At 59.6% G+C, this 25,728-nt stretch carries 20 protein-coding genes and 2 pseudogenes; 14 read left to right on the top strand and 8 right to left on the bottom strand.

All coding sequences use genetic code 11. The features are described from left to right. Positions 1-6 precede the first annotated feature (6 nt). The 4 genes and pseudogenes from BFW87_RS30350 (at position 7) to BFW87_RS30335 (ending at position 4,090) form a co-directional block, all read left to right on the top strand. Entirely contained in the window at positions 7-333 is a 327-nt protein-coding gene (locus BFW87_RS30350; RefSeq protein ID WP_078743397.1) for an acyl-CoA dehydrogenase, read from the top strand. Next, the gene (locus BFW87_RS30345) at positions 333-1,712 is read left to right on the top strand and encodes an LLM class flavin-dependent oxidoreductase (protein WP_078743396.1); all 1,380 of its coding nucleotides are present in this window, start codon (positions 333-335) and stop codon (positions 1,710-1,712) included. Before BFW87_RS30350 ends, BFW87_RS30345 begins: the two co-directional genes overlap by 1 nt. Positions 1,713-1,895: 183 nt before the next feature. After that, positions 1,896-2,552 (top strand): annotated as a pseudogene (locus tag BFW87_RS30340) (hypothetical protein); the annotation flags it as partial. Between the two features lie 143 nt (positions 2,553-2,695). Then, positions 2,696-4,090, top strand: a complete 1,395-nt coding sequence (locus BFW87_RS30335) for an FAD/NAD(P)-binding protein (protein WP_078743394.1) — start codon at positions 2,696-2,698, stop codon at positions 4,088-4,090. Positions 4,091-4,193: 103 nt separating this feature from the next. On the opposite strand, the gene BFW87_RS30330 is transcribed toward BFW87_RS30335, so the two are convergent. Genes BFW87_RS30330 through BFW87_RS30315 form a run of 4 tightly spaced genes read right to left on the bottom strand, consistent with a single transcriptional unit; the run spans position 4,194 to position 8,802 of the window. Continuing rightward, on the bottom strand, positions 4,194-5,435 hold the full coding sequence (locus BFW87_RS30330; RefSeq protein ID WP_078743393.1) for an efflux RND transporter periplasmic adaptor subunit: 1,242 nt from the start codon (positions 5,433-5,435) through the stop codon (positions 4,194-4,196). Then, positions 5,425-6,906: a TolC family protein gene (locus BFW87_RS30325; RefSeq protein WP_078743392.1), complete on the bottom strand. Its 1,482-nt coding sequence runs from the start codon at positions 6,904-6,906 to the stop codon at positions 5,425-5,427. The genes BFW87_RS30330 and BFW87_RS30325 overlap by 11 nt, the downstream gene beginning before the upstream one ends. After that, positions 6,899-8,098 carry an ABC transporter permease gene (locus tag BFW87_RS30320; protein ID WP_078743391.1) on the bottom strand — a complete coding sequence of 400 codons (1,200 nt, stop codon included), beginning with the start codon at positions 8,096-8,098 and terminating at the stop codon, positions 6,899-6,901. Before BFW87_RS30320 ends, BFW87_RS30325 begins: the two co-directional genes overlap by 8 nt. Continuing rightward, positions 8,095-8,802 (bottom strand): ABC transporter ATP-binding protein, encoded by a 708-nt coding sequence (locus BFW87_RS30315; protein ID WP_078743390.1) that lies wholly within the window; start codon positions 8,800-8,802, stop codon positions 8,095-8,097. Before BFW87_RS30315 ends, BFW87_RS30320 begins: the two co-directional genes overlap by 4 nt. A 358-nt stretch (positions 8,803-9,160) precedes the next feature. Between BFW87_RS30315 and BFW87_RS30310 the strand changes: the two genes are divergently transcribed. Both BFW87_RS30310 and BFW87_RS32120 read left to right on the top strand, forming a co-directional pair. Further along, positions 9,161-9,910 carry a TetR/AcrR family transcriptional regulator gene (locus tag BFW87_RS30310; RefSeq protein ID WP_078743389.1) on the top strand — a complete coding sequence of 250 codons (750 nt, stop codon included), beginning with the start codon at positions 9,161-9,163 and terminating at the stop codon, positions 9,908-9,910. A 516-nt stretch (positions 9,911-10,426) separates the two neighbouring features. Further along, a complete protein-coding gene (locus BFW87_RS32120) occupies positions 10,427-14,086 on the top strand; it encodes a hypothetical protein (protein ID WP_176159850.1) in 3,660 nt (1,219 codons plus the stop codon). A 31-nt stretch (positions 14,087-14,117) separates the two neighbouring features. On the opposite strand, the gene BFW87_RS30300 is transcribed toward BFW87_RS32120, so the two are convergent. Then, complete coding sequence (locus BFW87_RS30300) at positions 14,118-15,209, bottom strand: FUSC family protein (RefSeq protein ID WP_078743387.1); 1,092 nt, start codon at positions 15,207-15,209, stop codon at positions 14,118-14,120. A gap of 153 nt (positions 15,210-15,362) precedes the next feature. Then, a complete protein-coding gene (locus BFW87_RS30295; protein ID WP_078743386.1) occupies positions 15,363-16,979 on the bottom strand; it encodes an NADP-dependent glyceraldehyde-3-phosphate dehydrogenase in 1,617 nt (538 codons plus the stop codon). A gap of 127 nt (positions 16,980-17,106) precedes the next feature. Here BFW87_RS30295 and BFW87_RS30290 point away from each other — a divergent pair, with 127 nt between their 5' ends. Then, on the top strand, positions 17,107-17,982 hold the full coding sequence (locus tag BFW87_RS30290; protein ID WP_078743385.1) for a Dyp-type peroxidase: 876 nt from the start codon (positions 17,107-17,109) through the stop codon (positions 17,980-17,982). Between the two features lie 121 nt (positions 17,983-18,103). Here the strand turns inward: BFW87_RS30290 and BFW87_RS30285 are convergent. Together BFW87_RS30285 and BFW87_RS30280 are read right to left on the bottom strand one after the other, a co-directional pair. Continuing rightward, a pseudogene (locus tag BFW87_RS30285) lies at positions 18,104-18,333 on the bottom strand (superoxide dismutase family protein); the annotation flags it as partial. A gap of 21 nt (positions 18,334-18,354) precedes the next feature. Further along, complete coding sequence (locus BFW87_RS30280; RefSeq protein WP_078743384.1) at positions 18,355-18,831, bottom strand: winged helix-turn-helix domain-containing protein; 477 nt, start codon at positions 18,829-18,831, stop codon at positions 18,355-18,357. A 676-nt stretch (positions 18,832-19,507) separates the two neighbouring features. On the opposite strand from BFW87_RS30280, the gene BFW87_RS32115 reads away from it, so the two are divergent. The 7 genes from BFW87_RS32115 (at position 19,508) to BFW87_RS30250 (ending at position 25,224) form a co-directional block, all read left to right on the top strand. Further along, a complete protein-coding gene (locus tag BFW87_RS32115; protein WP_016969018.1) occupies positions 19,508-19,669 on the top strand; it encodes a hypothetical protein in 162 nt (53 codons plus the stop codon). Between the two features lie 142 nt (positions 19,670-19,811). Next, complete coding sequence (locus BFW87_RS30275; RefSeq protein ID WP_078743383.1) at positions 19,812-20,699, top strand: SctD/MshK family protein; 888 nt, start codon at positions 19,812-19,814, stop codon at positions 20,697-20,699. Between the two features lie 27 nt (positions 20,700-20,726). Beyond that, a complete protein-coding gene (locus BFW87_RS30270; protein ID WP_078743382.1) occupies positions 20,727-21,083 on the top strand; it encodes a hypothetical protein in 357 nt (118 codons plus the stop codon). After that, positions 21,083-21,418 carry a tetratricopeptide repeat protein gene (locus tag BFW87_RS30265; RefSeq protein WP_078743381.1) on the top strand — a complete coding sequence of 112 codons (336 nt, stop codon included), beginning with the start codon at positions 21,083-21,085 and terminating at the stop codon, positions 21,416-21,418. Before BFW87_RS30270 ends, BFW87_RS30265 begins: the two co-directional genes overlap by 1 nt. Continuing rightward, the gene (sctV, locus tag BFW87_RS30260; protein ID WP_078743380.1) at positions 21,415-23,553 is read left to right on the top strand and encodes a type III secretion system export apparatus subunit SctV; all 2,139 of its coding nucleotides are present in this window, start codon (positions 21,415-21,417) and stop codon (positions 23,551-23,553) included. Before BFW87_RS30265 ends, sctV begins: the two co-directional genes overlap by 4 nt. After that, a complete protein-coding gene (locus tag BFW87_RS30255) occupies positions 23,550-24,830 on the top strand; it encodes a type II and III secretion system protein family protein (protein ID WP_078743379.1) in 1,281 nt (426 codons plus the stop codon). Before sctV ends, BFW87_RS30255 begins: the two co-directional genes overlap by 4 nt. A gap of 13 nt (positions 24,831-24,843) precedes the next feature. Continuing rightward, complete coding sequence (locus BFW87_RS30250) at positions 24,844-25,224, top strand: hypothetical protein (protein WP_078743378.1); 381 nt, start codon at positions 24,844-24,846, stop codon at positions 25,222-25,224. The last annotated feature ends 504 nt before the right edge of the window (positions 25,225-25,728 follow it).

Here is a 25,728-nt window from a genome sequence, read left to right as displayed (position 1 = left end):
TTATTCATGACCCCACTCAACCTCGCGCGCCAACTGCTGGACAACACCCTGCGCCATGTCGGCAAAAGCGATGACCCCTATGTGATCAGCCGCTTCGGCGACTGGCAGATCCGTGTCGATGTCGCCGCCGCCTTGTTGGAACGCGCTGAAACCCAGCCGAGCCCGGTCGCAGCCATAGAAGCGCAAATCGCCGCCGCTGAAGCCTTGCTGTTCGCCAGCGCCACCGAATTCGAATTGACCGGGCAGCGCACCGCGCTGCCGCCGACGCTGGATGATCCGTTGCGCCACAAATACCAGGTCGTCGGCAACTACCACCTCAACGGAGTGCTTTGATGTCCCGTGAAATCCGCTTGAATGCCTTCGACATGAACTGTGTCGGCCACCAATCCCCCGGCCTCTGGGCGCACCCGCGTGACCGCTCGTGGCAGTACAAGGACCTGGAATACTGGACCGACCTCGCCAAAATCCTTGAGCGCGGCAAGTTCGACGGCCTGTTTATCGCCGACGTGCTGGGCATTTATGACGTGTACAACGGCAATGGCGACGCGGCGATTCGCCAGGCGACCCAGGTGCCGGTCAACGACCCGCTGTCGCTGATCGCGCCGATGGCTTTGGTCACCGAACACCTGGGGTTTGGCCTGACAGCGTCGCTGTCGTTTGAACATCCGTATCCGTTTGCCCGCAGGCTTTCCACGCTTGACCACCTGACCAAAGGCCGCATCGGCTGGAACATCGTCACTTCTTACCTGGAAAGCGGCGCCAAGAACCTCGGCCAGAAAGCCCAGACTGAGCACGACGCGCGCTATGACTACGCCGAGGAATACCTGGAGGTCTGCTACAAACTCTGGGAAGGCAGTTGGGAAGAGGGCGCGGTACTGCGTGACCGTGAGCGCCGAATTTTCAGCGACCCGAGCAAAATCCACGAAATCCGCCACGTCGGCAAACACTTCCAGGTGCCCGGCATTCACCTGTGCGAACCCTCGCCGCAGCGCACGCCGGTGCTCTACCAGGCCGGCGCGTCCAGCCGTGGCAAGCAGTTCGCCGCCGAGCAGGCCGAATGCGTGTTTGTCGCCGCACCGTCCAAGGTTCTGCTGAAAAAGACCGTCGCCGACATCCGCCGCCGCGCCGCCGAGGCCGGGCGTGATCCGAAGAAAATCCTGATCTTCAATTTGCAGACGGTGATCGTCGGCGAGACTGATGCCAAGGCCAAAGCCAAGTTTGAAGAGTACAAATCCTACGTCAGCTACGAGGGCGCGATGGCGTTGATCTCCGGCTGGACCGGTATCGATTTCAGCCAGTTCAAGCCGGACGAGCCGCTCAAGCACGTGCACACCAACGCCATTCAATCGGCGGTGGAAGCGTTTTCCACCGCCGACCCGAACAAGGTCTGGACGCCGAATGAACTGGCCGACTGGGTAGGTATTGGCGGCTTTGGCCCGCTGTTTGTCGGCGGCCCGGAAACGGTCGCGGACCTCTTGCAGGAGTGGGTCGAAGAGACCGACGTGGACGGCTTCAACCTGGCTTACGCGTTGACCCATGAGACCTTTATCGACGCCGTGGACTTGTTGGTGCCCGAGTTGCAGAAGCGTGGTGTGTACAAGACTGAGTATGCTCAGGGCACGTTACGCGAGAAGCTATTCGGCGAAGGCGCGCGACTGGGCGCGAACCACCCGGGCGCCGGCTACCGCGACCTTAAGGCCACCACGCTCTAACTGAAACACCTCGGTCAATGTGGGAGCTGGCTTGCCTGCGATAGCGGCCTGTCAGCTACAAAAGTGTCAACTGGAAGACTGCCATCGCAGGCAAGCCAGCTCCCACATTGGCCCGGTGTTGATCCAAATAATCCAGCCAGCGGACCACCGCACGCCCCATTACCCAATAGGAGCATCACCCCTATGCGCGTGCACGAACTCAAACGCCCGCTGGTCCTGGAATGGCCTGCCGAATTGCTCGAAAACCTGCCACAGGCCCTGGAACACCTGCACCACTGGGCGCAGATCACGCCGCTGCACACGGCGCTGCGCCACAAGCGACAGGGCCAGTGGTATGCATGGCGCTGGATCGATGTGTTGCGTGATGTCGAACGCCTCGCCGATGGCCTGCGCCAGCAAGGCTTCAACGAGCAATCGCGGCTTGCGCTCAGCGGTGCCTTTGAACCCAATCTGTTGCTGCTGGCGCTCGCGGCCCAGGTCGTTGGCGGGCAGGCGCTGACCCTGGCCGATGACCTTGAGCCGGAGGTGCTTTACCAGCAGCTATGGCGTATTCGTCCCACGCATTCGTATGTGCAGAACCCTCAGCAGGTGCGTCACTGGCACGCCGCCAATCGGGTGGATTTTGCCGGGTTACTCGGCCCCACAGACCCGGCGGAACATCGGCAGCGCTGGTGGCAACCTTACGGCGAAACGCTGTTGTGGAGCGAAGAGGGCACGCACTGGCGCGGCGGCTTGGCAGCAGTGATCGATCAGTGGCTGAGCAGCGGCCAAGGCTTGGCGTTTCCGCAAAGCCCGGCTTCGGCGCAACGTGATCACAGTGAAGTGGCGACCAGCAGGCTGCGCAAGTTATTCAACGGGCTGCCGGGTTTTAAACGTTTGAGCTAGGTGTCGCGCTCGGCTATGCATCCTGAGGCGGCTTGCGGGATACTGGATGGAACGATGTGCATGATATTTATCTGGGTAAACAGTAAGGGCGAACCTGCATGACTGAATCCACCCGCAACGCTGATGTCTTGATCATCGGCGGCGGCCTGAGCGGCACGATGCTGGCCGTGCAATTGCTGCGTTCCCCTGGCAAACGGCAGATTCTGGTGATCGAACCGCGCGCCGAGCTTGGCCGTGGCGAGGCCTACAGCGCGGTCGAGTTGGGCCATACGCTGAATGGCAACGCGGCGCGCATGAGCGTTGACCCGGACAACCCCGATGATCTGACCCAATGGCTCACCGATTACATTGGCGCGGGAGGTTGGCCGGAGTCGGACCAACAGCACGTGCCGATCAGCGAGCTGTTCCCGCCACGCGGAATTTTCGGTGTGTACGCCCAGCAGCGCCTGGCCGAGGCCAAGGTGTCGTCCGCATCCACCGTCGAGCACATCCGCGCCGAAGTGGTTGACCTGCAAGTGGACGAGACGTCCATCGAGCTGACGCTCGATAACGGTGAGCAATTGCGTGGTGCACACGCGGTATTGGCCACCGGCATGTTCCCGGCGGCGCGCACGCCACAGACCGAATCCAGCGGCTTGAATGCGGCGGCGGTGGACCCGTGGGACGTCAACACCATGGCGCAGATCGACCCACAGGCGACGGTGCTGATCATCGGTTCCGGGCTGACCATGGTGGATGCCGTGGTGTCCCTGGAACAGGCTGGCCATCGCGGGCCCATCGAGATTTTCTCGCGTCACGGCCTGTTGCCCCATGTGCGTCGCCAGCCACCGGGCTGGGTCGACTTTCTCGCTGACGACCACAGCCTGCGCAGCCCTCGGCAACTGCTGCGCGAAGTCCGCCGGCAATGCCGAATCGCGCAGGAACAAGGCATCGATTGGCAAGCACCGCTGGACACCGTGCGCGCGCACATCGGGCGCTTGTGGAGCCAGGCCAGTGAAGCCGAAAAACGCCAGTTCGTGCGCCATGTCCGGCCCTGGTGGGAAAGCCATCACCACCGCTCGCCGCCGTTGAGCGCGCAGTTGGTCGCGCGGCTGCACGGGGAAGGGCGGCTGCGGATTCAGGCGGCGTCGTTCAAGGGCTTGGTGCCCTCGCAGGAGGGGGTGAGTATCCGTTTGCGGCATCGCGGCGAGCAGGCGGTGGTTGAGGTGTCGGGCGCGGCGCTGATCAACTCCAGCGGTATTGAATATGACTGGCGCCGTGTGGCCAAACCGTTGCCGCAGCAGTTGCTCAAGCGCGGGTTGATCAGGCCTGGGCCGTTGGCGTTGGGGATTGCGGCGGATAAGTCGGGGGCGGTCGTTGATGCTCAAGGTCAGGTGAGCGGGCGACTGTTTGCCATGGGCCCGCCGTTGCGCGGGGTGTGGTGGGAAAGTACTGCTGTCACGGATGTGGCGCTGCAAGCCAAGGCACTCGCCGCCAAACTCACACACCTCTAACTGTGGGAGCTGGCTTGCCTGCGATGGCGGACTGTCAGCTAACACAATAATGGCTGCCCCACCGCTATCGCGGGCAAGCCAGCTCCCACAGGGGATTGGTGTTTCAACCTCCAATTTTCACAAAGCCGGGTTTGAGGCCGAAGACTTCGACGCCCTGCGGCGTCGATTGCCCGGTTGTCACCTTTATCCGTTCCACGGCTTTATCCATCGCCTCTCGGTACTCCACCTCACCCCCACTGATCGCTTGCGCGGGCACCACCATCGCCTGCTCATTGTTGTACGTCACGATGGTCAACCGCGCGCTCATCCCCAGCCGTACCCGCTGCAACTGCTGCGGCGTGAGCGTGGGGATCGACAGGGTCACCGGAAATTGCGCGCTGCCCTGGCTGTCGCTGGCAATCGCCAGGCCGCTGACCACGTTGACAGAGCCGTGCAAGCGTTCGCCATCAAAGCCATCACCCATCACTTCCACCGCCTGGCCCTGATGCAACTGGTTGATGTCCAGCTCCGAGACCCTGGCGACAATTTTCAGCCGCTCGATATTTGCCAGCCCGAACAACACCTGGCCCTGGCTCACTTTACTGCCTGCCTGCACCGGCGTACTGGTGTTGCCCGCGGCCGGCGATACGTTACCGCCGGGCGCAGGCACCACGATGCCGGAGAACGGTGCCTTGACCTCCTTGCCGTCGAGCAATGTGCGCAGCGCGTCGTATTTCACGGTGGTGTTGGTCAGCTCCATCTCGGCGATCTGGCGGTACTCGCCTTTGCCCTGATCCAGCGCCTGTTGCAGCTCGCTGCGTGCAGCGGCGAGGTCGAGCTGTTGCTGCTGGGTCTGTTGCTTGAGGTCATCGAGTTCATTGCGCGGGATGATCCCGCGTTTGAACAGGTTTTCACTTTCGGTGAGTTTGCGCTGGGTGTTGCCGGCGGTCATCTCCGTGGTGCGCAGGCTGCGGCGTGCACGGCTGACCGTGGGGCCGCTGTCCCAGTCCTGCATCTCCTGCACGGTGCGCCGGGCCTTGAGCTGGGCGGACAGGGCGTCGCGCAGTTGTATTTCAAGGGTGGCCGGGTCCATGCGCAGCAATACCTGCCCGGCGTCGACCCGCTGGCCTTGCTCCACCAGATTGGCCAATACATTGCCGTCAAACGGCGCGGTGAGGATCAAGGTGCTTTCCGGCTCGATCTTGCCCACCAAGCCGATCTGATGCACCAACGGGTCGAGTTTCACCGCCAGCCATTGCTCGGCCGCAGGCGCCTGGCCGGTGGCGGGGCTGCGCAGGGTGATAGCCGCGCCCGCCAGCAGCACGACCAGCAAGGCACCCAACAGGTATTTTCTATTAGTAGTCATTGAGGGCGATTTCCCAACTTTCCAGCGTCATGCCCAGGGTCAAGTCGAGCTGGGTCTGGGCGTTCAAATAAGCGATCAGCGCGTTCAGCTGTGCGTTTTCGGCGTTGCGCAAGTCAGTCTCGAAACTCAGCACCTGAAAGTTGGTGGAGCGCCCGGCGCTGAGTTTTTCCCGCTCGATCTCGATCTTGCGCCGCGACAGCTCCACGGCGCGCTGGGAAATTTCATACTGGCGCCAGCGCGTGCCGAGGTCGCGCACCACGTCGTTGACGTTGCGTTCCAGCTCCTGGCGCGCATCGGTGATCCGCACCTCCTGATCCTCCACATTTACCCGCGCGCGCACTTCGGCCTGGCGCGTGCTGATGTCGCCGATGGGAATCTGCACCTGCACCCCGGCATAGCTGTTCCACGTGCGGTTATTGTTGTTGCCGTTGTCGTTGTTGCTGTAGGCATCGCGGATCTGGTTGGCGCCGGCCACCAGGTCCACCTGCCAGCGGCCGGAGTCCTTGGCGATCACCAGGTTAAGGTCGGCCTGCTGGCTGCCGAGCAGGGCGGCGAGGTATTCCGGCTGTTGGGTTTGCGCCAGGTTGAAGGCCTGGCGCTTGTCGATTGTCATCGGCTTGGCCTCCAGTGCCTCGCTGGCGCGGATGGGCGTTGACAAGTCCAGGGCCAGCAGGCGCAGCAGCGCCAGGCGGCTGGTGTCCAGTTGGTTTTGGGCTTCTTCCACGCCGAGTTGCTGGGTGGCGATGTCGGCCTCGGTCTGCACGATTTCGAACTCGGCCATGCGCCCCGAGGCGATCAGCGCCTTGTTCACCTCCAGCAAGGTGCCGGAGCGCTTGAGCGCATCCTGCACGATGCTCAACTGCTCCTGAGCGCGCAGCAACTCGCGGTAGGTGGCGATGATCTGGCTGATGGTCTGCGCCACAGTGGCCTTGAGGTTCAAGCGGTTGGCCTGCTCCGACAAACGCGACAGGCGCAGCGGCGCGGTGGTGGCGTCCCACCCGGCGCCGCGCATCAGCGGCTGGATCAGCGCCAGGTCGAGGCCGTCGCTGCGGTAGCGGCCGGCGCGGTCGGCGTTGTTCAGTTGTTGGGTCCAGGCCATGCTCAGGCGGGTACCGTATTCGCCGAGCAAGGTCGCGTTGGGCGCGAGGTTGGCATTGCGTGAGTTATCGGCCGAGCCTCGGCTGTTGCGGTAATAGCTGTTGAGCGTCAGCTTGGGGTTGAACACGTCTTCGGCCACCCGCAGGTCAAATTTTTGCGCCACGCGTTGCAGGTAGGCGCTGCGGATCGCCGGGTTGTTACGCAAACCCAGGTACACCGCGTCGCCCAGCGTCAGGGTGGTGGCCTGGGCGTTGAACGACACGCCCCGGTCGTAGCCGCTGCGCGTGGTGCTCGGCGCCGACGGGTTGATCACCACGTCCGCCGCCGCCACAGGCAGGCTCACCAGCGCGAGCCACACGAGCCATTTATTCATCGCGCAAGGCCTCCACCGGTTGCAGCCGCGAGGCCGAGACCGCCGGGTAGATGCCGAAGAACAAGCCCACCAGCAAGGTGCTGCCCACGCCCAACGGCAGGGCGGCGGCCGCCAACGCAAACGCCCAGCCCGACAGCCACGCATAAAGCCACGCGGCGGTCATGCCCAGCACCGCGCCACACAGCGCGCCGACGGCGGTGAGGGTGACGGCTTCGAGCAAAAACAGGTTGCGGATATCCCGCTGGCGCGCGCCCAAGGCCATGCGGATGCCGATTTCACGGCGGCGTTCCGACACGTTCATCAACATCACGTTCATCACCCCGACACCGCCGCCCACCAGGGAGATCGCACCCAACGCCAATAACAGATAAGCGAAGGTACGGCTTTGCCGGGTCATGCCATCGATCATTTGCTGGGGCACCTGGATGTCGACATCATGCTCGATCAGTTGCTGGCCCAAGGCGTTGGCGGCCTCGCGGGCAATGCGTTCCATGTCCTCGCCCGGCGCCGCGCGGATCACCACGTTGCCGATCTGCGGAGTCGGGTAGATGCGGCGCATGCCCTGCGCCGGGATAAACAGCGAATCGTTGGCTTGCACCGGCATCAGCATGGCCCGGGGCTGGCTGTGCAGGATGCCGACGATCAGGAACAGGTAATCGTTGATGCGCACGCGGTCGCCCAGTTTCAGCGGGGCGCCGGGCGAGCCGAGGGCCTGGGCGATCTGGTCGCCGATCACGCCGTAGGTGTCGTTGGCATCAAACGGCGATAAAAAACGCCCCTCGCGCACGGCCAGACGCATGGCGCTTTTGAGGTCCGGGGTGCTGCCCACAAAGGTGGCGTTGACCGTGCGGCCATTGAACACGATGGGCCCGCTGAACTGCGTGAGTGCGCCGATATGCGCGATGCCCGGCACCGCCCGGCGCACTGCCTCAAGGTCGAGGCTGGCGCGCATCGGTGCGGTGCTGTTGCCCTTGGGCGGGAACTGGGCGACCAGGGTGTCGGTGCCCATGTCCTTGAAAATCATCGCGGCATCCACCGCCGCGTTATGGCCGATGTTAATCAGCGCCACCACCGATGAGCTGCCGATTACAATGCCCAACAGCGCCAGCACCGAACGTTTGCCCAGGGTGCGCAGGCTGACGAAGGCTTCATGCAGCAACTGGCTCAGGCTCTGTTCGACCCGCAGGCTCATAGGCGCCCGGCCTCTTGCACCACACCATTGCGCACCAGAATCTTGCGCTCCAGGCGCTCGGCAATGTGCGGGTCGTGGGTGACGATAATCAGCGTGACCGACTGCTCACGGTTCAGCGCCAGCAGCAAATCCATGATGTCCTGGGCGGTCGTGCTGTCGAGGTTGCCGGTGGGTTCGTCGGCCAGGATGACCGACGGTCGGCCCACCAGGGCGCGCGCAATCGCCACGCGTTGGCGCTGGCCGCCGGACAGGTCGGCAGGGCGGTGGTGGGCGCGCTCGGCCAGGCCTACCTGTTGGAGCATGCGTTGTGCCTGCTCCACCGATTCATGGCGCGACACCCCGCGATAACTGAGCGGCAACGCAACATTGTCCAGCGCGCTGAGGCGCGGCAACAGGTTGAAGCTCTGGAACACGAAGCCGATCTGCTGATTACGGATCGCCGCCAACTCATCCGGGGTGGCATTGAAAATGTCGTGCCCGGCGAAGTGGTACTGGCCGCCACTGGGCAAGTCCAGCAGGCCGAGAATGTTCAGCAGGGTACTTTTGCCGGAGCCGGACGCGCCGAGAATGCCGCAGCTGTCGCCTCGGCTGATGGTCAGGCACACGTCATTGAAAATGGGCAGGTGTTGCCCGGCCAACTGATAGCTTTTGCCGATGCCTTGCAGGGAGATCAAGCCTGGGTGCGCGGGGGTGTCTGTCATCATGACTACGCCTGCAGTCTCGACGCTGCCCTCATGCCCCGGTAAAGCTTTGTAACAAGTTCGGGAGCTAGCGGGTACGCGTCACGGACTGGTTTTATTTCTTGTTTTTAAAATATTGTTTGAATAGTACCCGCGTTCACTGCGCTTCGCCAGCCGTGGATGTAGAGCGGTTTTACCCTTTGAAACGAATCTCCACCGGTGCGGTTCAGGCGTTTGAAAAAGCCTTTGGCCGGCCTCCACACGCCCGGTTATACGGGGTTTTGATCATATGGCGCTGTGTCACTACTTGCTTTCAACAGGCCGCCCCGGTATAAAAAATCAAATTATTTTTTAAAACAATATTTCCCCCGTGGAACTTTTTATGGTCGCGAAGAAACTCAGCGCTCCAAACGTTACCAAGACTCGACTGCTGGATGCGACAGAGGCTCTCTTCATCAAATACGGCTACGACGCCGTGCTGCTCCGGCAGATTACCGAGCGTGCCCAGGTGAACCTGGCCGCCGTGAACTACCACTTTGGGGACAAGGACTCCCTGATGAAAACCCTGCTGATGCAACGCTTGGAGCCGCTCAACGAGCAGCGCCTGGAATTGCTCGCGCGCTGCGAAGCCGAGTCCGACGCGCCACTCGATTGCGACACCTTGCTCGGCGTGCTGTTCGCCCCGGCCATGGGCCTGGAACGCAGCGACCCGGCCAGCGGGGAAGGGCGCTCCTTCATCCGTTTCCTCGGCCGCGTGTACAGCGACACCTCACCGTTTATCCAGGAATACCTCAAGGTGCATTACCAGCCGGTGTTTCAACGCTTCTTCGAAGCGTTTGCCCTGGCCCTGCCGGATTTGCCGCGCAATGAGCTGGGGGTGCGCCTGCAATTTGCGCTCAAGGCGATATCCGGGGTCATGGCGGGGACGGAACTGCGCTTGCTGATGAACTCCATGAGCCTGGGCAGGCCGGCGACGGATGCTGAAGTGATGGCCAAGTTGATCACCCTGGTGTCGGCGGCGATTCGCGTACCGCAACAAAGCCCGGAAGCGGAAACCGCGTTGGCCAAGGTGCTGGACACTCAGCGCGCCATCCGCGAAAAAACTTCCACTCCCGCGACCGCCAAGGCGTGATTAAAGGCTTGCCCCAATCCCCCTGACCAGAGGGCTCCCTTGTGGCGAGCGGGCTTGCCCGCGTTGGGCTGCGAAGCAGCCCCAAAACCAGCCCCCCAAAAGCTCTCGATAAACACCACTGTTCCTGCCACGGGGGCTGCTGCGCAGCCCAACGCGGGCAAGCCCGCTCGCCACAAAAGCCCGCTCGCCACTGAGGGCGCTTTGAGCATCCTCGTCGGCATTAAACCCCAGCCAAAAAAAAGCCCGCTGGGGCGGCGGGCTTGATGTGCAACGTTTGTAACGGATGAGGCTTCACCCTACGGCTCGGCATGTGAATAAATCGTGAAAAAAATGTAGGAAAAAGGGTGGGTGATGGGAGATTCGCCATTATCTGCATAGGCGTCTGATGTGCCTCGTATTGCTACCACTCGTCGCCACTGTCAATTCTGACAGTAGATTCAACTATCGCCCCAAGCGCCTTATTTACCTTGCCCGTCGCGCCATTCCCGCGCGCCTGAACCCAGTAAGGTGATGGATATGTCTACTCCTCCTGATGACTTTGACAAGCTCGATGACCCGGCTTACCCAGTAACTGGATTCATAGACCTGACCACGAAAAAATATCCGGAACCAGCAAAAAAAGGTTTGGGACGTCGAGCCTTAGTGCCTTGGTCATACTGGGGCGTATCAAGTTGGACTAATAAGAAAAATCTTGATTATTACGCCATGCGCTTTGAGGACCTTACTCAACCAAAAGCCTCTGGTGTTGTGACTGAGGACTTGCCCTTTTATCATCTTGCTTTTCAGGGAGATGATAATATAGACAAAGTTGTAAAATACTTCACCCGAGTTGTAAGGTTTTCAGGTCAGGAGAGCCGCTCGGACATTGAAGAAGTTCAGGTTCTAACGACAATTCCTTCAGGAAATGATCCTAACGAAAATGAGCCTTATCACAGCGGGCTGTTAGGATGGCTTGACGGTATACCGGAAGGCGGAATCATTACACCGGCTAATGCTGCAGAGCTTTGGTGGTGGATCTACCCGTATGTCAATATACGTCAGAATGATGAAAATATAATTGAAGTTGATGGGAATCCTTTTACACATATCGTGAGCCCGGAACAGGCATCCAGTAAAGAAGCTTATCGAGTGCAAATCCCCCCCGAAATCATTGACAAGATTACCAGGTCTGGGGCTTTCGGCATTCGTATGAAAATGCGCAATGTGATGGGCGACGAACCCGAGAGCCGGTATAAATATTCCAAGCCTTATTCTCTCTTCAGCGAGTTGGGAGCTGGCAAACTTCCCCAGCCTGTGGTGACGCAAGGCCCAGATGAAGACGAGGTATTCGAAATCGATCTTGATTACGAAGCGACACTTGATTTCTCTGTGAAGGTCTATCCTGTTCGTTTCCCGAAACCGTTTCCCAGTCCACGCCATACGTGTCAGCTGTATGCCGAAATCACTCCAGACGGTGGAGTCACTGAAGTCCTGACCCTCGGAGCAACACCTGACAAGAACCAGGGTGGTGAGTCTATTTTTCTCGAGCGTAATTTTTTTAATGATAAAGTCGGGCCTGGAAAAGTACGTTTTTTCTACAAGGTAATATCTGGCAGCGGAAAAGAGGTGGGTGAATCTTATAGTAACTTGATCTACGTAATCGGCCAGCAGAAGATGATGCCGAAGCCGCTGATAAAACCTCTCACAGGCGGGTTGATACCTCATGATAAAGATGTGGAATTTGGCTTTCCAACGTACCAGCCTTTTGCTGCCAAAAACCTTGCAACAGCTATTTTTCGCACAAAAGGCAATAACAACGGGGCTTATGTAGTCTCGTCAAAACAATTGGCCGCTACGCAACAGAATAAACGGATTTTTACCAGTAAGTCCTTGAAGGTGTTAGAGGGTAAGGGCGATTTAGAGGCGCTTTATGAAGTTGATCAAGGAAACCTGAAACCACCTCGGACATCCGAGATAGAGGCTGCCAGAATCGGTGAAGGTGAGGCAGAGCTACCTGCGTTATATATTGATCTGGTTAAGCCGAACTATACTAATTTTAACTTGGACTCGGCCGAGCTTACTGGTTATGGTTTGATTGCAAAAATTCTGTGGTCGGGCACGGTGCCCAAGGACGAGGTGCAAATTAGCATAGAAGGATCCAGCCCAAAATTCTCTTATAAATACAGTTTTGAAATTGACGCTTCGACCGCCGGGTTGAAACTGGCTGACTTGGAAATTCCTATTCCTGAAGACGTTGTTTTGGGGAATGTCAATAAAATAGTGTCTGCTCGTTACGCCGTGGTTACTAAGGGTGCATTACCAATAACTCGCCACTCGGAGGTTTTGATTTTCAGTGTTGGCGAGCCGGTGGAGCTTAAAACGTTGAAGCTCCTCCAAGCTACCCAAGCGTCAATCGACCCAACCGTTGTGCTTAACGGCGGTGAACTGCAGGCAACGCTCTCGAAGGCGTTGAAAGGTGATGAATTTACTTTTAACTTAGAAGGGGCGTATGGTATCGCCCAATTTACCAAAGTGGTGGCGGTTGGCTCTGGATCAACCTTGATTAAGGAACAAGTTCCGATTGATGTGTTTGCAAAGGGGTTAAGGCCTGGGGGTAATAACTTCTTGTTGAAAGGTTGGCTTAAGCGGGGGCCGTTCCGGTACGATTTCGAACCCGTACCTCTTTATCTGAAGCCTATTCAATTGCCAGCTCTTTATGTTGGCGGATTCAAAGGCGGTTCTGAATTGCCCTTATACCAAATGACGAGCGTGAACGTAATAGTTCCCGCATGGCTATTTGCGCTTGCCGGGCAGTTTTTTTGGCTGAATGTGATTTACACGTCAAATACTGGCGTATTAATTACTGAACAACTCGCGATCGCCCGAGAGATCAAAGCCAGTGAGGTCGGGAAGGATATCTCTATTAATTGGCCATTGACGTCGGTTAGCAAAATCAAAGATGGTTCAGTGATTAAGCTGTCCGGCAGCCTAAGTTACCCTGGTATCCCTCTTTTGCAGACCGCGACTCCGTTTGGAGATAGGACTTATACTGTCGCGCAGTTACCGCAGACTCTAAGCTTTCCAGTACTTCAAAATGCTCATGCCACGCAGATAGTGACGATAGAACCAACCCCATTTGAATTTAACTTAAATTTCGCGTTGACGGTCCCGGGAATGCTGGCCACAGATGTGGTGGTGATGACGGTTACTACCCAGAGTGGTGTTTCGACTCAACTGTCAGCGGCTGGTAATGTAAGCGGGAAATTACTGTTTAACTTCACGCCGCACAAAATAATACACAACTGTGTAGGGGGCTGGATGCAGGCCCGTTACGCGCTGACACGCAATGGAAAAGTAACGCAATCCAATGTCTTGACGGTATATGTAGGTGCGATCGCCTTTGTCAGAAATCCAGTGGCAATTGTCAATAATCAAAGCCCTCAGACTACTCTGGATTTGAATCGCATTGTTGGGGATACAAAATATTCGATGTCTAAATGGCTTATGGCGAAAACAGGGCAAACAGTGTGGGTGGAGTTCGCAGTCAGTGGAAGGACTATACCGATATTGGCAGGCTATGCAATTCCGCCGGTGGTGGAGGCGAATGGTATAGCAGGGTTTGGCTTTCCTCGCAGCGCGTTGACAGCCGCGCCGAAGAATACGTGGGGTTATTTGAATATTTATTTGGCCTATGATGGTAGCCCTAATAGGGGGCGAGCGGTATTGCTGTCGCAGACGCCCTATGTAGTTAGTGACTCTTTTGTGCCGTCGGATATTAAACTTGTCAATGGTTTGTCGACTTGGGTTAAAGGTTCCGGCGCCGCTGATTCCTTTTTGACCGCCACGGGGTTGTACATGAATACGACATACTATGGTAGGGGCGAGTCATATGCGGGAGCTATACTCATAGGCTATTTTGATTTGACTCCAGGCCATACGTACTATATAACGACTTCGGTGCTTAATACCACTGCGGGTGCGCCGTATAATCAATTTGATCCTGTCCTGTCCATATATGTGAATAATGTCTTAGTCCACGGTGCACTTACATTGCCGAAGCAGGTATGGAGTTCCCTGAGCGCTAGATTTGCGGTCCCGTCGACCGGTCCAGTTCCGATCGTAATTTATAATAATACTGCATCGGGTATAGGTAATGATTTCTTCATACATGCAATTCAGGTTCTACGGGTAACCTGATTACGTCAGGCCGGTTACTGGGACAGTTTATTTAGCCGTTAAACTGTCCTTTTCTATTCGCTGAAATTTTCCAGTGCTCGGAAGTGTCCGCCAACTTTCCCCGCATCCCCTCCACATTCCCCACCAACTGCACCGTCAACATCCGATATCCATCCATCGCACTCTGCACCGGCGCCTCCAACCCACTCTCATCCGCCACAGTCGCCGCACTACGTTCCAGCCTTTCAGTAACCCCCGACTTCAACGCCCGCGCCATCCCCACCAGTTGCACCCGAATCTGCCGATGCTCCGCCTTCAACAGCATCTGCATCCGCGCCATCGCCTGCTCATCCTGAGGATTGGGCCGCGTATTGCCCAAAATCTCCAACGTGCTGATACACATCCTCAAATGCCGCTGAATCGCATCCAGCTCATTCATGGAAATCTTCACTTCCTTGGACACCGACGGCATCAACGAACGCAGTTGCAGCATCGCCGCGTTCAGGCGGCTGAGCAGTTTGAGGTGTTCGTCATCGGTCACCGACTGGCCGCTGATGATGCGGCTGTAGATGGCCGCGCAATCGCGCAACGCACTGGCCAGGTTGTAGCGCCACGAGTACACGGCATACAGCGGCAGAGCGAAGGAGAACGCCAGGGCCAATACGATGCCGATCAGGATGTCGACAGTGCGCCACAAGCCGTCGGATATCGGATTGTCACCGTGACCGGCGACGATAAATACGGTGATCGCCGACAGCAGCGCGATGTAGCCGCCCTTGCCGATGGCGTGATACGAGAAGAACCCGCACACGATGGACATCAGCAGATAGGTCACCAGTGGCTGGCCGAGCCAGGCCTGTTGCGCGACGATCGCCAGCCCGACGCTGGCGCCGATCAGGGTGCCGTAGGCGCGTTCCACGGCTTTTTTGCCGATATTGCCGTGGTGCTGCAAGCCGCCGATCACGATGAGCATGGTCACCGAGGCCCATTCACCGTGGGGCAGGTTGATGCCGGTGGTGAGCAGGATGGTCGCGAGCAGGCCGATGGACACGCGCACGGCGTGGATCAGCTTGGCGTGGCGGTAGCGGCGGTAGGGGTCAAGCAGAGGGCGCAGCAGGCGCCGGGCGAAGAGGGGCAGGTTCATCGTTTTTAAAAGGGCCTCGGTAGTTAGGGTTAACTTGGTCCAAGTGTGGGAGCGGGCTTGCTCGCGAATGCGGTGGATCAGTTAACAAATTCATCAACTGATACACCGTATTCGCGAGCAAGCCCGCTCCCACATTTTTGATCTCCAGTGTCTTTAGAAAATGTAGTCCGTGGTCAAAAAGCTTGAATCGCGGTTTCGCAGAATGTCACTGACCAGCGCCTTGTTGCTCTCCTGGAACTTGGTCGCCACCAGGGTGCGGATCGAAAACACGCGCAAGGCGTCATGCACCGACAGCGTGCCCTCGGCCGAGTTTTTGCGCCCGTTGAAGGGGAACGTGTCCGGCCCGCGCTGGCACTGGGCGTTGATGTTGATGCGCCCGACCTGGTTGGCGAAGGTGTCCACCAGTCGGCCGACTTCCACGGCGTTGGTACCGAAGATGCTCAACTGCTGGCCGAAATCCGAATCCAGCACGTACTCGATCACCGTCTCGAGGTCGCGGTACGGCACGATCGGCACCACCGGGCCGAACTGCTCTTCGTGGTACACGCGCATTTGCGGGTTCACCGGGTACAGCACCGCCGGGTAGAAGAACGAGCCACGGCTGCTGCCGCCATTGTCATTCACCACCTCTGCGCCATACAGCGCGGCGTCGGCCACCAGCCCGTTGAGGTAATCCACCTTGCCGACTTCCGGCAGCGGCGTCAGCGCCACGCCGTCTTCCCAAGGCATGCCGGGCTTGAGCGTCGCGAGCTTTTTGTTGAATTTGTCGATGAAGCTGTCGACCACGTCTTCATGCACAAACAGGATCTTCAACGCGGTGCAGCGCTGGCCGTTGAACGACAGCGAGCCGGTGACGGCCTCGCTCACGGCATTGTCCAGGTCGACTTCGGGCAGCACGATGCCGGGGTTTTTTGCATCCAGGCCGAGTGCGGCGCGCAGGCGGTGGGGTTTTGGGTGCAGTTTTTTAAGGTCGCTGGCGGCCTTGTTGGTGCCGATAAACGCAAAGATATCGATTTTGCCGCTGGCCATCAGCGCGCTGACGGTCTCGCGGCCGCTGCCGTAAATCACGTTGATCACGCCGGCCGGGAAGCTGTCGCGGAAGGCTTCCAGCAACGGGCGAATCAACAGCACGCCGAGTTTGGCCGGCTTGAACACCACCGTGTTGCCCATGATCAGCGCGGGGATCAGCGTGGTGAAGGTTTCGTTCAGCGGGTAGTTGTAGGGGCCCATGCACAGTGCCACGCCCAGCGGCACGCGGCGGATTTGGCCGAGGGTGTCCTGTTCCAGCTCGAAACGGCTGGAGCGGCGGTCGAGTTCTTTCAGGGCATTGATGGTGTCGGTGATGTAGTCGCAGGTGCGGTCGAATTCTTTTTGGGAGTCTTTGAGGTTTTTACCGATTTCCCACATCAGCAGCTTGACCACGGCCTCGCGCTGTTCGCGCATGCGCCGCAAAAAGGCTTCCACGTGCTGGATTCGATCGGCCACGCGCATCGTCGGCCATTCACCCTGGCCACGGTCGTAGGCACGCACGGCGGCGTCGAGGGCGGTGAGGGCGGTTTCGGCATCCAGCAGCGGCGTGCTGCCGATATGCACGCGCTCGTCGCCAAACTGCACCGGGCTTTGCACCTTGGCCAATGGGCCGTTCCACACTTGCAACTGACCGTCGACCAGGTAATCACGCTGTTCAATTGGCGCTCCCAGCTGGAATTGCGCGGGCACCTCGGCGGCGGAGGCGGGAAACAGCTGTGAGAGCAGGTTACTGGTGGTCATGTTGCTACCCCTGGAATAGTTGCAAAACATGACTAGAGAGTCACCCAACAACAGGCTCTATGGCAAGGCTTGCGCGCTTTATTGTACGCCTGCGGTTAAACTGCGCGGCTTTTCAGAAGGAGTTCACATGAGTCAGTACCAGCCGGGCATTCTCGCCGCACCGGTGCCGTTGCAGGCACGCCACCTGTTTTTCGCCGTCGATTCCCTCGCAGCCGTGCCCGCCGCGCTGGACGCGCTGGTGCAGTTGACGGATTCGGCCGCAGTGGTCGGTTTCGGTGAGCCGCTGGTAAACGCGCTGGGTGCCCAGGTTGCCGGGCTGCGCACGTTCCCCGCCGTCAGCGGACCGGGCGCGCATAACCCATCGACCCAACAGGCGTTGTGGGTGTGGTTGCACGGTGTGGACCGCGGTGAGTTGCTGTTACGCAGTCGCGCGTTTGAAAAGGCCTTGGCCCCGGCGTTCCGCCTGGTACAGATGACCGAAGGCTTCCGTTACAAGACCGGTTTCGACCTCACTGACTACGAAGACGGCACCGAAAACCCCCACGACGATGCCGCCGTTGAGGCCGCATTGACCGACAGCGGCGCCAGCTTCGCCGCGATCCAGCAATGGCAGCACGACCTCGATGGCTTCGCTGCATTGCCGGCGCAAGAGCGCGACCACATCATCGGCCGTCGCCATGGCGACAACGAAGAACTGGACGACGCCCCCGAATCCGCCCATACCAAGCGCACGGCCCAGGAAAGCTTCACGCCTGAAGCGTTTGTGGTACGCCGCTCCATGCCGTGGGCCGAGAACGGCCAGGCGGGGTTGATGTTTCTTGCGTTTGGCCATTCGTTCGACGCGTTTGAAGCGCAGTTGCGGCGCATGAGCGGGTTGGAAGACGGGATTGTCGATGGCTTGTACCGCATCAGCAAGCCGTTGACCGGTGGGTATTACTGGTGCCCGCCGGTGAAGGATGGGCATTTGGACCTGAGTGCGATTGACGTTACACCGCAAATCTAAAACTGTGGGAGCGGGCTTGCTCGCGAAGGCGGTGTATCAGTCAGAGTTTTATCAACTGATACACCGCCTTCGCGAGCAAGCCCGCTCCCACATTTGATCTCTGTTGCCTGATAAAAGTGGTTTAGATCACCCCGCACACCAACCGCTCACCCCGCCACCCAAGGGTTTTGGCATGTCGGAATGGTTGTCGCCACCGGCATGGATCATCAGCGCACGGCCTTTTATCTGGGCGATGGTTTTCAAGCGCGGCGCCAGCAGCGGGTTGCTGGAAGTGCTGTCCATGCTCACCTACAGCGCGAGCAGGTCGCCCAGGTGGCCGTCTGCATAAGGGCCCAGGTGCTTGCCGGCTTTTCCCCGAATAACCCAGGCAGATCAGCTGTTTTGCCTATCTGTCCACGCGAGCGGCATGGGCTTGAACAGTGGCATCATCCCTGCACCGCGGCAGTAGCTGCAGCCATACACGCCGAGTACCACCGGCTCTTTCACTTGAGGCTCCGGCGCGTGCTCGACCCAGGTGGGTGCGACAAACCGGTAGCCCTGGCCGGCGGCCGTGGCGATGAATGACGACTCATCGTCGCCCAGGGCGCGGCGCAGGGTCTTGATCTGCGTGCGCAGGTTGCATTCTTCCACCACCAGTTTCGGCCAGGCGAGGTCGAGCAATTCGGTTTTCGCCAGCAATTCGCCCGGCCGCGAGGCGAGGGCGATCAGCAAGGTCAGGGCGCGGTTGCCCAGGGGCACGGGTTGCCCGTGCTTGAGCAGCAGTTGACGTTGGGGCAGCAGTTGGAACGGGCCGAAGTGAATCTTGAAAGAAGCGTCATCGGTAAGGTGGCTGCGAGTCGAGTACGTCATGTCATTAAACCTTTTCGCGTTGGAAAACAGCCTGGCGCGGCTCCTTTTTGCGCCGGGCTGCCAGAGAGTCGGGATGCTGCTGATCAAAACCAAGTGCTTTCATATATAAGGCGCTGCTAACTAAACATTTCGGCTATTAGTGCAACTGTACTAATCAGTCATGCCATGTTAGTTGTGCGCAGGCACTAAGGTCCCGCGCGCCGAGCTATCAAACGCGATGATCAAGTCGCTTTTGTTACAAATGGAAATATCTGGAAAGTTGGGCAAAGGGCTATTAGCGAAAAATGTGAAGCACACCCGAAAAAAACGCTGAAGGGGCGTGCCCACACGCGCTAAAACCGAGGTGAAGGGCCGACTGCCTCGTTTTGGTCTGGCAGGTAGGCCCCGTAAACACTGGGTGTTGGCGTGTTTGGATTTTTTGGCAAAAGTTCAACGCTGCCAAAGGGATGAGTTTTTCTCAATGCCAGGTTGAGCCAAACCTTTCACACCGCGTATCTGAAACGTTTCACAAGCTTTCACAGCGAAGGCGTTTTGATCGTGAGTAGTATGGAACCCATGCAAACCAACGGCGGTTCGAAAGCTCACTGTCTGACGTTTTGGGCATTCACCGGTTTGCATACTTTCAGTTTGCTGTTGCGCAACTGAATAACTTCCCTATCGATGCAAGGAGATGAACATGGCTGATGTCCCACCAGTAAAAGCAGGCGGCGCCGACGACGCTATCGCGAAGATGGAAGCGACCTTCAACATGGCTATCGAGAAGTCGGCCAAGATCACCGAAATCAGCACCGCGAAAAAAGCTGAGCTCGACGCTACCAAACAGCGTCCGCAGAACTGATTTGCCAAACGGGCGGCGCCGGCGCTGCCCGTTTACCCATCGCTTGTCGCTTGAAAAAAACACTGCTTAACACACGTTGCACCGTTGTTGATCCACGCAGGCGTGCATGCGGCCTGTGATTCTCAAGGGGGCAAACCCGAATATGACAGCCTTGATTTCCTTGGGCCCGGTCGCCGGTATTGGCGCACCGACCCTGACTGTGACCGGCGGTTTGCACCAGGGCAGTTCCCTGGTGCTCGATCAGCCCGTCTACACCATCGGCGCGGACCTCGCGGCCGACCTGGTACTCAGCGATCCCGGCATTGCCGGCCTGCACCTGCGCCTGCGGTTTTTCGAAGGCGGCCAGGTGGCGGTCGAGGCCTTGGGCGGTGATGTGCTGCTGAGCGCCAATGTGCGTATTCCTCAAGGCAGCGGGCATCGCGCGCGCCTGCCGTTGCAACTACGCATCGGCACAGCGGGCGTGAGCCTGGCGCTGCCTGAAGGTGCAGAAAAACCCGCCGCCGCACCGCGCAAACTGACGCCGTGGATTGTGGCGGGCGCCTTATTGTTTCTCTGTGCAGGCGCGTTGGCCTTTCGCGGTGAAGCGCCGTTGGCTTCAGCGGGCAGCGTGGTTGAAGTGCCTGCGGTTAAAAAACCTTCCCGTGAACAAGCCAGGGCCTGGTTTGAGCAGCAGCTTCAAGTGGCTCATCTGGATGACATCAAAGTCAGCAATCTTAACGGCCAACTCAGCGCCACCGGAACCTTCGAACATTCGCAAAAACCGCAGTGGGTAGCGTTGCAACAGGCCTTTGATCAGCGCTACGGGCAGCAAATCGTGCTCAATCCGAAAGTCACGGTACGCGCTGATGCGGCGCGGCCGCGTGTGCGTTTTCAGGCCGTCTGGTTTGGCACCAACCCTTATGTGATCAACGACAGCGGCAAGCGCTTGTACCCCGGCGCAGCGCTGGCGGACAACTGGGTGCTGGAGCGCATCGAGAATAACCAAGTGATTCTCGCCAGGGGCGAGGAGCGCTTTACCTTCACGCTATGACCACGCTTTTTTAGCTAAGGCCCTGGGATGAAAGTCGAACCCCGCCCGTTAATTCCCAGTGATGTGCGCAGCGCGCCGGTCGAAGCCATTCGCCCGGTCAACTCGCGCCAGGCGACCGCCTTCGAAGCGGTCCTGAAAACCCGCAAGACCCAGACCCGCCGCTCGCTGCGCAGTGACCTGGAGGAACTCACCAGCGCCGCCGGCGTTGATTCGCTGCTGTTTGGCAGCGCCCGTTCCCTGGAGCTGCTGGAACACGTGATGGAACACATCCTGCCGACGCTGGACGCCGAGCCGGAAATCAAGGAACTGGCGCAAGCCTTGATCAGCGAAGAGATCGAAGTACGCCGCAACCTCGAACAGCAACGCTCGGAGGTACATGCCTGATGGCCCGCGATAACGACGACGCCGTGCAACTGCTCAAGGGCATTGGCGAGCTGTACCGGCGTAACGGCCAGTCCCAGCGCGCCCTGGTGATGTTGCTGATCGCCGTCAGTGTTGCGCCGCGTGACGGCGTGTTGTTGCGCTCACTGGTGCTGGCCTTCACCGACAGCGGCGACGCGACCCGCGCCCTCGGTGCGCTGGACCGCCTGGTGGCGTTGGAAGGCGAGTCCGCCAGCCTGTTGCTGTTGCGCGCCCGCGCGCTGTGGTACGGCGAGCGCAAGGACGAAGCGCGCCAGTGCTTCAAACGCTACCTGGCCGCACGCAGGGCCAGCGCATGAGTGCAATGAATCGCTTGAACAACCTCGCGCGCATGGCCGCGCAGCGCACTGACGTGATCATCGTCGCGTTCATGCTGATGGCGATTGTGATGATGATCATCCCGCTGCCCACCTACCTGGTGGATGCGCTGATCGGCCTCAATATCGCCTTGAGCATCCTGATTCTGATCGTCGCGTTCTACATCGGCCATTCCGTGGAGTTCTCCGCGCTGCCGCCGCTGATCCTGCTGAGCACGCTGTTTCGCTTGTCCTTGTCGATCACCACCACCCGTCTGATCCTGCTGCACGGCGACGCCGGCCATATCGTCAAGGCCTTCGGTGATTTCGTGATCGCCGGCCAAGTGGTGGTGGGCATGGTGGTGTTCCTGATCATCACCGTGGCGCAGTTCGTGGTGATCACCAAGGGCGCCGAGCGCGTGGCGGAAGTGGCCGCGCGGTTCACCCTGGACGCGATGCCCGGCAAACAGATGAGCATCGACAACGACCTGCGCAACGGCGATATCGACCAGGCCGAAGCCCGTCGTCGCCGGTCGCGCCTGGAGCGTGAAAGCCAGATGTTCGGCGCGATGGACGGCGCGATGAAATTTGTGAAGGGTGACGCCATCGCCGGTCTGGTGATTCTGGCGGTCAACCTGCTCGGCGGCATGATGATCGGCATGATCGAGCGTGACATGCCGTTCGGCGTGGCGGTGCACACCTACTCGTTGCTGACCGTGGGTGACGGCCTGATCGCACAGATCCCGGCGCTGCTGATTTCGGTGGCGGCGGGTACCGTGGTCACCCGGGTCAACAGCGACGGTGAAGCCGGCGACTTGGGCAGCGAGATCATCAAGCAACTGGGCGCCAGCTACCGCGCGCTGGGTTTGACCGCCTTGATCATGATCGGCGTGAGCCTGTTGCCGGGCTTTCCGACCTGGGTGTTCCTCGGTTTGTCTTTGGCCTTTGGCGGCGCAGCGTTTGTGATGTATCGCCGCCGTAACGGTCTGCCCCAGGGCGAGATGGAAGTGCTGGCCGAGTTGCCGGAGCCAGTGGTGGAAGTCCAGGCTGAACTGGATGACAACCTGCTGCCCGACACCCGTGTGCTGCTGACCATCGGCAACAGCCTGTCGCACAGTGCACCGCGCCAGTTGCTGCGCCAACGTATTGAAGCCTTGTGTCACGACATCCGCACTGAGCTGGGCGTGGACGTGCCGGTGCCGGGCATTTACATGGAAACCAAGGCTCCGCCGGGCGGTTTTCGCGTGTCACTGGAAGGCGTGCCGGTGAGCGAAGGCGAGATGCCGGTCAACTGCCTGCTGTTGCAGGATGACCCGGTGCATGTGCAACTGCTCGACATCGCGACCCTTCAGGCTGATTCGCCGCTCAATGGCCGCAACGCCCACTGGATCGAACGCCAGCACGAAGAGACCTTGCGCAACGCCGGCATCGGTTTCCTGCTGCCCGACGAAGTCCTGCGTGGCGTGCTGGAACGCAGCCTGCGCCGTTATGCCGCTGACTTCCTCGGCATTCAGGAAACCCGCTTGCTGCTGGAGCGTACCGAAGCCACTTACGGCGAACTGGTCAAAGAAGCCCTGCGCCTGGTGCCGCTGCAACGCGTCGCCGAAACCTTGCGCCTGTTGGTGGGCGAAGGCGTGTCGATCCGCAACCAGCGCGCGTTGCTCGAAGCGATGGTGGAGTGGGGCGCCCGCGAGACGGATGCCGGTCGTTTGGCCGAACACTTGCGTGCGGCGCTGGCGCGGCAGATCAGCCATCAATACGCCGACCGCAATCGGGTGATCGGCGCGCTGGTATTGGCCCCGGGTCTGGAAGACCAATTGCGCGCCTCACTGCGTCGCCAGGAACCCCAACGTGAATTGATCCCTGAAGAAGTCAGCCGCGCCTTGCTCGTTCAACTGCGCCAGGCCTGCGAGAACACTCGCGAGGCGAACAGCGCGGTGCTGCTGGTGCACCCGGAACTGCGCCGCAGCCTGCGCCGCCTGGTATTGCGTGGCGAGCTCGAGCTGGCCGTGCTGTCCTTCCGCGAGCTCGCCACCGAGTACAATCTGCAAGCGCTGGTGACGATAAGCCTTACCGATATCTCTAACCGCCGCGCGCCTGCCGCGGCTTCCGTCACCCCCCTGGCGTCTGCCTCATGATGCGTTTTTGTATGCTGTTGCTGAGTGTGTTTGCGAGTGTGTGCCAGGCTCAGGAAATTGCCGCGGGTGCGGGTGGCTCGATTAATCTGGCGTCCGGTGAAGGGCGCATTCTGCATTTCGTTGCGCCGGTGGAGTCGGTGCTGGTGGCCGAGCCCAACGTGGCCGACCTGCAAGTGGTGTCGCCGGGCACGCTCTACATTTTTGGCAAGGCACCGGGCAATACCAGCCTGATTGCCCTGGGTGAAAACGGTAAACAATTGGCGAGCCTGAACCTGGCCGTCAGCAGCGGTACCCAAGGCGTCACCGCGCCCATGCAGGAACTGCACCCGGGCAACCGCGCGCAGATCACGGGCGCCGGTAACCGCTTGATCGCCAAGGGCACCGTCGGTTCGGTGGCTGAAGCGACAGACCTTAACGCGCTGCTCAACCCTCAGGGCCAGGGCTTTCAAAGCGCGATCAACACCACTGAATACGCAGGTTCTGCCCAGGTGAACCTGCGCGTGCGCTTTGCCGAGGTGTCGCGTTCAGAGCTGCTGCATTACGGCGTGAACTGGAATGCGATGTTCAACAACGGCACGTTTTCCTTTGGCCTGATCACCGGCGGCGGCCTGGCGGCGGCGACTGCCGGGGGCCTGGCCACGGCGGGTACAGGTTCGGGCAATGTGAACATCGACGGCATGCTTGACGCATTGCAGGCCAACGGTGTGCTGCAGATTCTGGCCGAGCCGAATATCACCGCCATGACCGGCCAGACCGCGAGCTTTCTCGCCGGTGGTGAAGTGGCGATTCCGGTACCGGTGAACCGTGACCTGGTGGGCATTGAATACAAGTCCTTCGGTGTGTCGCTGCTGTTCAACCCGACCTTGCTGCCCAACGGCCGTATTGCCCTGCAAGTGCGTCCGGAAGTCAGCAGTGTGGTCAGTGGCGGCACCGTCGATTTCGGCAACTTCCATGTGCCGTCGTTCAGCGTGCGCCGCGCCGATACCCGGGTGGAAGTCGGCAGCGGGCAGACGTTTGCCATTGCCGGCCTGTTCCAGCGTGAGAGCAGCCAGGACATCGAGAAGCTGCCCTTGCTGGGTGACTTGCCGATCCTGGGCAACCTGTTTCGCTCCAAGCGTTTCCAGCGCAATGAAACCGAATTGGTGATTTTGATCACGCCGTATCTCGTGGAGCCGGTGCGCGGTCGCACCCTCGCCACGCCTCTGGACGCACCGCCGGTTACCGCAGCGGCCACCGGACCGCGCAGCGGCGGGGCGTTCGGTTTCTACATGAATTGAGGAGGGGCCTGCGATGACTGTTTTGCGTGTGTTGATGCTGTTGCCCCTGGCGCTGATGGGCTGCCAGACTCACTTGGCGCCGGTGTATTACTCACCCGAGTACCGCGCGGATGGTTTGCCGACTCAGTGTCAGCAGCCGCCGGCGACTGACACGATCGGGTTGGATGAGGATTTCAAACCGACGTTGCCGTTGGGGTGTGCGAATAATTTGAATTTGATGCAGATGGTGGAGCGTAAGCAGGACCTGACTCAGGGCCGCGCCACCGGACCTGCCATGGCCGCACCGGTTGGGCGGGCGGCGCAGGTGTATATCGAGGGGTTTGATCGGGAGCAGTTGCAGCGGCGTAAGGATCAGCAAGAGGCCAAGGCTGGCGCTACTGGAGGTCAGCAATGACCGGGCCTGACTTGATCGTTCCCACGCTCCGCGTGGGAATGCCTCCTGTGACGCTCCGCGTTACGCTTTGGGACGCGGAGCGTCCCGGGCTGCATTCCCACGCAGAGCGTGGGAACGATCAATGTGGCAGCTGGCTCCCGGCCAACCCAAATCTCCCTGACACCCCCCATTCAAACTGTGGGAGCTGGCTTGCCTGCGATGGCGCCCTCCCAGCCAACCCATATCTCCCTGACACTCCCCATTCAAACTGTGGGAGCGGGCTTGCTCGCGAAAGCTATGTGTTAGGCGCTAAAGGTTTTTGGTTGGAGTACATATCCATTGCTGGGGTAACGGCTGAGTATGGTTCCGCTCTTACAGCGGGTCACTTTTGGAAAGGCCCAAAAGTAACCAAAAGGCCTTCGCCCCACCACTCGGTGCCTCGCCTAGGCTCGGCATGCCCTCACTCCGGCTTGAATCCGTGGGCCGCCGCGATGGGCCATCCTTGGCCCAGCGCGGCTAACCCGG

This window comes from Pseudomonas fluorescens, from assembly GCF_002022275.1.
GTDB lineage: Bacteria > Pseudomonadota > Gammaproteobacteria > Pseudomonadales > Pseudomonadaceae > Aquipseudomonas > Aquipseudomonas fluorescens_AJ.
Note: the sequence above shows the minus strand (reverse complement) of the source record. Positions and strands in the feature narration are given on the sequence as shown.

What these genes read in the sequence shown, in the direction of transcription:
- BFW87_RS30350 (WP_078743397.1), top strand. Translation starts at nt 7, where the DNA reads ATGACCCCACTCAACCTCGCGCGCCAACTGCTGGACAACACCCTGCGC.
- BFW87_RS30345 (WP_078743396.1), top strand. Translation starts at nt 333, where the DNA reads ATGTCCCGTGAAATCCGCTTGAATGCCTTCGACATGAACTGTGTCGGC.
- BFW87_RS30335 (WP_078743394.1), top strand. Translation starts at nt 2,696, where the DNA reads ATGACTGAATCCACCCGCAACGCTGATGTCTTGATCATCGGCGGCGGC.
- BFW87_RS30330 (WP_078743393.1), bottom strand. Translation starts at nt 5,435, where the DNA reads ATGACTACTAATAGAAAATACCTGTTGGGTGCCTTGCTGGTCGTGCTG.
- BFW87_RS30325 (WP_078743392.1), bottom strand. Translation starts at nt 6,906, where the DNA reads ATGAATAAATGGCTCGTGTGGCTCGCGCTGGTGAGCCTGCCTGTGGCG.
- BFW87_RS30320 (WP_078743391.1), bottom strand. Translation starts at nt 8,098, where the DNA reads ATGAGCCTGCGGGTCGAACAGAGCCTGAGCCAGTTGCTGCATGAAGCC.
- BFW87_RS30315 (WP_078743390.1), bottom strand. Translation starts at nt 8,802, where the DNA reads ATGATGACAGACACCCCCGCGCACCCAGGCTTGATCTCCCTGCAAGGC.
- BFW87_RS30310 (WP_078743389.1), top strand. Translation starts at nt 9,161, where the DNA reads ATGGTCGCGAAGAAACTCAGCGCTCCAAACGTTACCAAGACTCGACTG.
- BFW87_RS32120 (WP_176159850.1), top strand. Translation starts at nt 10,427, where the DNA reads ATGTCTACTCCTCCTGATGACTTTGACAAGCTCGATGACCCGGCTTAC.
- BFW87_RS30300 (WP_078743387.1), bottom strand. Translation starts at nt 15,209, where the DNA reads ATGAACCTGCCCCTCTTCGCCCGGCGCCTGCTGCGCCCTCTGCTTGAC.
- BFW87_RS30295 (WP_078743386.1), bottom strand. Translation starts at nt 16,979, where the DNA reads ATGACCACCAGTAACCTGCTCTCACAGCTGTTTCCCGCCTCCGCCGCC.
- BFW87_RS30290 (WP_078743385.1), top strand. Translation starts at nt 17,107, where the DNA reads ATGAGTCAGTACCAGCCGGGCATTCTCGCCGCACCGGTGCCGTTGCAG.
- BFW87_RS30280 (WP_078743384.1), bottom strand. Translation starts at nt 18,831, where the DNA reads ATGACGTACTCGACTCGCAGCCACCTTACCGATGACGCTTCTTTCAAG.
- BFW87_RS32115 (WP_016969018.1), top strand. Translation starts at nt 19,508, where the DNA reads ATGGCTGATGTCCCACCAGTAAAAGCAGGCGGCGCCGACGACGCTATC.
- BFW87_RS30275 (WP_078743383.1), top strand. Translation starts at nt 19,812, where the DNA reads ATGACAGCCTTGATTTCCTTGGGCCCGGTCGCCGGTATTGGCGCACCG.
- BFW87_RS30270 (WP_078743382.1), top strand. Translation starts at nt 20,727, where the DNA reads ATGAAAGTCGAACCCCGCCCGTTAATTCCCAGTGATGTGCGCAGCGCG.
- BFW87_RS30265 (WP_078743381.1), top strand. Translation starts at nt 21,083, where the DNA reads ATGGCCCGCGATAACGACGACGCCGTGCAACTGCTCAAGGGCATTGGC.
- sctV (WP_078743380.1), top strand. Translation starts at nt 21,415, where the DNA reads ATGAGTGCAATGAATCGCTTGAACAACCTCGCGCGCATGGCCGCGCAG.
- BFW87_RS30255 (WP_078743379.1), top strand. Translation starts at nt 23,550, where the DNA reads ATGATGCGTTTTTGTATGCTGTTGCTGAGTGTGTTTGCGAGTGTGTGC.
- BFW87_RS30250 (WP_078743378.1), top strand. Translation starts at nt 24,844, where the DNA reads ATGACTGTTTTGCGTGTGTTGATGCTGTTGCCCCTGGCGCTGATGGGC.